General features: G+C 59.3%; 6 protein-coding genes. 3 read left to right on the top strand and 3 right to left on the bottom strand.

The features are described 5' to 3' along the window. Positions 1-259 (top strand): hypothetical protein (locus tag ACRXB1_RS30430; RefSeq protein WP_449494155.1); only part of this gene is annotated, 259 nt, incomplete at its 5' end. Positions 260-332: 73 nt separating this feature from the next. Here ACRXB1_RS30430 and ACRXB1_RS30425 read toward each other — a convergent pair. Beyond that, positions 333-872, bottom strand: coding sequence for an FKBP-type peptidyl-prolyl cis-trans isomerase (locus ACRXB1_RS30425; RefSeq protein WP_061999085.1), 540 nt, complete (start codon positions 870-872; stop codon positions 333-335). Between the two features lie 33 nt (positions 873-905). On the opposite strand from ACRXB1_RS30425, the gene ACRXB1_RS30420 reads away from it, so the two are divergent. Then, complete coding sequence (locus ACRXB1_RS30420) at positions 906-2,126, top strand: JmjC domain-containing protein (protein WP_449494154.1); 1,221 nt, start codon at positions 906-908, stop codon at positions 2,124-2,126. 243 nt (positions 2,127-2,369) lie between these two features. After that, a complete protein-coding gene (locus tag ACRXB1_RS30415; RefSeq protein ID WP_075360448.1) occupies positions 2,370-2,633 on the top strand; it encodes a hypothetical protein in 264 nt (87 codons plus the stop codon). A 184-nt stretch (positions 2,634-2,817) separates the two neighbouring features. On the opposite strand, the gene ACRXB1_RS30410 is transcribed toward ACRXB1_RS30415, so the two are convergent. Then, positions 2,818-3,591 carry an MBL fold metallo-hydrolase gene (locus ACRXB1_RS30410; protein ID WP_449494153.1) on the bottom strand — a complete coding sequence of 258 codons (774 nt, stop codon included), beginning with the start codon at positions 3,589-3,591 and terminating at the stop codon, positions 2,818-2,820. A 10-nt stretch (positions 3,592-3,601) separates the two neighbouring features. Further along, on the bottom strand, positions 3,602-4,744 hold the full coding sequence (gene bamC / locus ACRXB1_RS30405) for an outer membrane protein assembly factor BamC (RefSeq protein ID WP_075360450.1): 1,143 nt from the start codon (positions 4,742-4,744) through the stop codon (positions 3,602-3,604). Positions 4,745-4,938 lie beyond the last annotated feature (194 nt).

Genomic DNA, 4,938 nt, shown 5'->3' with positions numbered 1-4,938 from the left:
CTTTTTTGTCGCACTGAAAAAAACGCTCATAGAGACAGGCGTGCTGTCGGCTTCCGAAATGGCACAGATCGATGCGGTATTCGCAGATGCCGGCGCCTGCGCCCGCAAGCGACGGCGCAGCGTCCAATGCCACGCCTCAGATGCCACCGTTGCTGAATCCGAATCCGCCGCCGACCGTGCCGCCGATCCTGAATGCGCCTTCGAACCCAATAACACCTGCAAGCGGTGCATCGAATCAAGCAGATGGTCAATGAAATAAAACAAAGGCGCAGCAACCTGCCTGCGCCTTGTGTTCACTTCTGATCCCGATCAACCGATAAAACCGAACCGCCTCAATGCAAGGTCGGACCCGCGTCCTTGCCCGGCTCTTCATCGTCCTCGTCGAGCACTTCGAGACCATCGAGCCCATGCGCGTGCTGGTGCTCTTTCTCGTCTTCGGTGGCTTCACGCACTTCCTGCACGTTCAACGCGAAACGCAGCGCCATGCCGGCGAGCGGATGATTGCCGTCGAGCACGACCTTGTCTTCTGCTACATCGGTCACTGTATAGATGAGCGAATCGAGTTCGTCCTCGCCGTCTTCCGGCGTGCCCTCGAATTGCATGCCGATTTCGAGCGGCTCCGGAAAGCGGCCACGCGCCTCCACCTTCACGAGATCGGGATCGTACTCGCCGAACGCGTCTTGCGGCTCGAGCTGCAATTGCGTCTGATAGCCGGCTTCCTGACCGTCGAGTGCTTCCTCGATCTTGGGGAACGTGCCATCATAGCCGCCGTGCAGATAGACCATCGGCTCGTCGCTTTCCTCGATCAGGTTGCCATGAGCGTCAGATAGCTTATAGGCGACTGATACGACGGTGTCTTTTGCGATTTTCATTGGATTCTCCAAGATACAAGCCTTAATTATACGATGCCAGCGCGGTCCCCAAACGTTCCCTCAAGTCCTTTCGCGGTGCCGCTTCCCGACGAACCTTCAACCCTCCTAGGCGGCCTCTCGCCCGCGCAGTTCATGCGCCGGTACTGGCAGAAAAAGCCGCTGCTGATCCGTCAGGCGATTCCCGGCATCCAGGCGCCCTTGTCGCGCGACGAACTGTTCGAACTCGCCGACAACGACGACGCCGAATCACGCCTGATCACCCATTTTCGCCAATCCTGGGCAATGGAACACGGCCCGTTTGCGCCAGATGAACTGCCGTCCGTAAAAAAGCGTGACTGGACATTACTCGTGCAAGGCGTGAACCTGCACGACGACCGCGCCCGCTCGCTCCTCGACCGCTTCCGTTTCATACCTGATGCGCGGCTGGACGACCTCATGATCTCGTACGCGACGGACGGCGGCGGTGTCGGCGCGCATTTCGATTCCTACGACGTCTTCCTGCTGCAGGTCCATGGCAAACGCCGCTGGCGTTTCGGTGCGCAGCGCGATCTCTCGCTAAAAGAGGGGTTGCCGTTGAAAGTTTTACAGCACTTCGAAGCCGATGAGGAATGGGTGCTCGAGCCGGGCGACATGCTTTATCTGCCGCCTCATATCGCCCATGACGGCGTGGCTGAAGGCGAATGCATGACATGCTCTGTCGGCTTTCGCGCACCGTCCGCCGCCGAACTGTCGGGACAATTCCTGTATCACCTGGCTGAGCGCATGGAAGAGATGTCGGGTGGCCGCGGCAAGGGCGAACAGCGTTACCGCGACCCGACTCAGCCGGCCGTCAGGAATCCCGCGCAATTGCCGCCCCTTCTGGTCGAGCGGGTAGGCGCGATCCTTGCGAACATCGGATGGACTGAAAAGGAGGTTGCTGGTTTTCTCGGTACTTATTTGAGCGAGCCCAAGGCGAATGTCGTATTTGATCCGCCACAACGACCTTTGAATGAAAAGCGATTTATTGAGCGCGCGAAGCAGTCCGGTTTGAAGCTCGATAGAAAAACCGTGCTGCTTTACGACAAACACGCTTATTTTCTCAACGGCGAACGGGAGTTAATGTCGCCGAAAGCCAGAAAATGGCTGCCCGAGCTTGCTGACAAGCGATATCTGGAGGGGAAACGGTTTGTAACACTCTCTGGAGAATCGTCAATGACAGTCTTACTGCACGAGTGGTATTGTGCGGGCTGGATTCAAGTCGACGCGAACGCCTAGCGTTGTTTGGTCTTGTTGTTCGCCGGGTTGTTATCGCAGGCTGATGAAATGTATGAGAAAGACAACGTATTGTCCCTGCATTTATCGACGGTCAGTACGAAAGTGCATATAATTTCCGCCCAAGCCGTAGGAAGTCTCACAACCATACATAATGTGAGTCCACAACGGCCCGGGTCGGTGTTGGAGCACACATTACCGGTACTTTGCGCTGTTGCTTACCTTTAACCATAAAAGGACGTGATCATGAAGAAATCTCTCCTCGTAGCATCCCTGTTGGCTGCTGTTGCTCTTGCTGCATGCAACAAGTCTAGCGATACGGCTGCTCCGGGCGCTGCTAGCGATACGTCGGCTGCTTCGGCACCGGCAGCTGCTGCTTCGGACGCTGCGGCTTCCGCAACGGACGCAGCATCGAGCGCTACGGCTGCTGCAAGCGACGCAGCTTCGGCTGCTGCAACGGCATCGGACGCTGCTGCTCCGGCTGCTGCTGCTTCGGGCGCGAGCCAGTAAGTATTGAGTCAGAGGCCAAGTTTCCCGCTCTTGAGCATGATTGATCTAGCAGGAAACGAAGCCTCCGCAGTAAGCCCACAAGGTTGATTTTGTAGGCTTACGAAAAAACCGGCCCTCGGGCCGGTTTTTTTACGTCTGGTGCTTCTTGATTTAAAAGTTCGATATGCCTGTCACGGAGGACGCTTCAAAGGGAAAGCCAGTCGAAGCCATCCGCCTGCGTCGCGACCAGCACGTCGGCGGCCGTCGCGCCCAAGACCGCAGCAAGGGCCGCCTGGGCCAGCTCAGGCAAGTTGTTCTGCTGGCTCAGATGGGCGGCCACCAGATGACGCAGCTTCGATCGATCCAGCGATGCAAGGATGGCCGCCGCCGCGTCGTTGTTCAGATGCCCGTGCATGCCGCCGATGCGGGCCTTCAACGACGCAGGATAGCGGCTCGTCGCGAGCATCTCCATGTCGTGATTGGATTCGAGCACCAGCGCATCGCAACCGCTCAACGTGCTGGTGATATGCGGCGTGGCAACGCCCACATCCGTCAGGACGCCCAAGCGGCTTGCGCCGTCAGAGAACACGTACTGGAGGGGTTCGCGTGCGTCATGGGGAACTGTGTAGGGCAGCACATGCAGGTTGCCCACAGCGACGCTCTCGTCGCCCCAGAGCACATGCAGGTCGACCGGTGCGTCATCGGCGCCTACCGCGCGCGCCGTGCCCCAGCTCATGTGTACCGGTATGGACCATTTGCGCGCCAGCGTCAGCGCGCCGCCAATGTGATCCGTATGCTCGTGCGTGATGAAAATGGCATCGAGCTGATCAGGGCGAACGTCGAGCCTTGCAAGGCGCCGCTCGACTTCCTTGGCTGAAAAACCACAGTCCAGCAGCACGCGCGTGGTGATCGTGCCGCTGGCCGACTCGACCAGCAACGCGTTGCCTTCACTGCCGCTGCCGAGACTGGCAAAGCGCATTGGCCGGGACCTAGTTCAACTGCGCATGCAACAACGCAACAATGCGTTGAGCGTCAGTCGATGTATCGACCTGACCGTTCGCATCGACCACGGCGACTTGCGTCAAGGTATCGGCCTTCGGACGCACATTGACCATGAATTCACGTGAGGGCTTCGGCGCGCTGCCGGTGAACAGCTTGCCGAGCAGCCCTTCCTTCTTCAGCTCCGCCATGGAGTCGGAGAAACGCACGTAATACACGCCCTTCGCACGATCGCGGTTGTCCACGGTGAAGTTGGTACGGTCAAGCGCCAAACCGACTCGCAACCAGGCGCGATCGAACGGCTCGGAGATGTCGAGCGTAGACGTGCCGCCCGATTGATCCAGTGCGACAGCCGGCTCAGCCGGTCGTGCGTCGGTCAGCAATTGTTTGGCTTGTGCATCCGTGAGACCGAACTTCTCCATCAGCTTCGCAAGGAACGCAGCTTCGAGCGCCGGGTTGCGCGGACGCTCTTCCCATTTCGACGAGGTCTTGTCCTGGCCGGTCAGCACTTCTTCCATCGCGGCGTGGCTGATCGAGATGTCCGTGGAGTTGTTCGAGCCACGTTCCACCAGCGTGCGGAACTGGTCGCGCGTACCCGATGAATACGCAAAGTCGATCAGCTTGCCCACGCTCTTCCTGAACCAGTCGTCCGGAATGTTCGCGCGATTCTCGGCCCAGTCGGTGGACATGATGCCGGTGGCCGGTGCATCGGTCTTGAGCGTGAAACCGTTCTCTTCCCAGAACTCCTGCAACTGTGGCCAGAGTTGATCGGGCGAGCGGCCGTCGACCACGAGCCAGCGGCGGTCGCCGTCGCGTTCCACGTGCATGCCGAACGGGTCTTGCGGCGTCGGCAAACCGACTGTCGCATTGCCTGCCGGCGTCAGCGAACGCGGTGCAGCGCCGCCGAGCGAATTCAGCTTGGGCGGTGCAGCGTACCGCTGGCTGATGTCGCCGGTGGTCAGATCCGACGGCACTGCCAGCGAAGGCGCCGTTTCAGCACCCTTGTAATTCACACGGTCAGGCGCGAGCCAATCGTTCAAGGTGTCACAACCGCCAAGCGAGATCAGCGTGCCGATTGCAAGCGACAGCGCGCCAATGGTGCGAGCGTTGTTGATTAAGGCAGAACGTTTCATGAGGTCCTTCGTGATGCTGAATGCGCGTTGCCTGGAAGCTAAGCCGGGAACGGGTCGATGAACGACGGGTTGATGACACTCGCTGGCTGGCCGAACGGTTGTGCGGCCGGGATGCACTGCATGCAGGCGAACGCGCGTGTTGTTCAAGCGCATCCGCCCGCGGTAAGTCAGGCCAAAAGCCCGGTCTCGCGCAA

Source organism: Caballeronia sp. M23-90 (assembly GCF_053574605.1).
This window is presented reverse-complemented; position numbering and strand designations above follow the sequence as displayed.

Coding starts and splice junctions, on each gene's coding strand:
- ACRXB1_RS30425 (WP_061999085.1), bottom strand. CDS start 872: ATGAAAATCGCAAAAGACACCGTCGTATCAGTCGCCTATAAGCTATCT.
- ACRXB1_RS30410 (WP_449494153.1), bottom strand. CDS start 3,591: ATGCGCTTTGCCAGTCTCGGCAGCGGCAGTGAAGGCAACGCGTTGCTG.
- bamC (WP_075360450.1), bottom strand. CDS start 4,744: ATGAAACGTTCTGCCTTAATCAACAACGCTCGCACCATTGGCGCGCTG.
- ACRXB1_RS30420 (WP_449494154.1), top strand. CDS start 906: ATGCCAGCGCGGTCCCCAAACGTTCCCTCAAGTCCTTTCGCGGTGCCG.
- ACRXB1_RS30415 (WP_075360448.1), top strand. CDS start 2,370: ATGAAGAAATCTCTCCTCGTAGCATCCCTGTTGGCTGCTGTTGCTCTT.